The sequence below is a fragment of the Neorhizobium fuzhouense genome (assembly GCF_042611105.1).
Lineage (GTDB): Bacteria > Pseudomonadota > Alphaproteobacteria > Rhizobiales > Rhizobiaceae > Neorhizobium > Neorhizobium galegae_A.
Window position 1 is genome coordinate 1 of record NZ_JBHFFP010000040.1, and the last position, 664, is coordinate 664.

At 58.9% G+C, this 664-nt stretch carries 3 protein-coding genes; all 3 read right to left on the reverse strand.

What is annotated here, in order from left to right; translation table 11 throughout:
- Nucleotides 1-223, reverse strand: a 223-nt coding sequence (locus ACEXP3_RS24685) for a hypothetical protein (RefSeq protein ID WP_377299812.1), incomplete at its 3' end; no start/stop codon positions are given.
- Nucleotides 220-459: a hypothetical protein gene (locus tag ACEXP3_RS24690; RefSeq protein WP_377299813.1), complete on the reverse strand. Its 240-nt coding sequence runs from the start codon at nt 457-459 to the stop codon at nt 220-222. The genes ACEXP3_RS24690 and ACEXP3_RS24685, both read right to left, overlap by 4 nt.
- Nucleotides 456-664: hypothetical protein (locus tag ACEXP3_RS24695; protein WP_377299814.1), on the reverse strand; the 209-nt coding region annotated here is incomplete at its 5' end. The genes ACEXP3_RS24690 and ACEXP3_RS24695, both read right to left, overlap by 4 nt.

A 664-nucleotide genomic window follows, 5' to 3' on the forward strand; every position in this document is an offset into this window, starting at 1 on the left:
TCGATGGGGGAGTTTGGTTGAGCGCGGCAAAGGCTGCCCGCCTGCATGGGCCGCCGTAAGTCTCGGCATGGCATGGTCCGGCGCAGTCGCAGACATACTCACGCAAAGCAGCGCGAAGCGTTTCAATCTCGTCCAGCGCAGTGCTAACTGCCCCGACAAAATCCGGGTAGCTGGCGATTTCCGGGTCAGTCAGGGCCTCGCGGATCAGGGCAATATCGGTCATGGCTGGCGTCCTCCGCGAACGTTGGTCGTGATGGGTTTGTCGCAGAGGGGGCAAGGCACTTCCAAATAATCGCCGTCCCGCTGGTCGTCGTGGTATTTCGCAGCCTCGCGCTTGAACTTGACCTCAGTTTTGCAATGGCTGCACTTGCCGGTGTACTCCTCGTTGCCGGGGAGCTTGCCGAGCTTCGTGATGACGACGCCATCCATCTGCGCCTTGTGGAAAGGATCTTTGGTCATGGCTTGCCATCCGTGGTGGCGAGGGCGGCGACCTTGATGGCGATTTCGTAGCCGTCTCGCGCATCCTGCCTGCGTATGGCTTGAGCAGTTCGGTCAAAATCATCAGGCCAGTGGCAGCGAGTATGTTCTTGGCAAATCGCCTCGATCACTTCATCGGTTGGCTTTATAGGGATGAGCGCGTAGCCTTTTGACACCACCACATGTG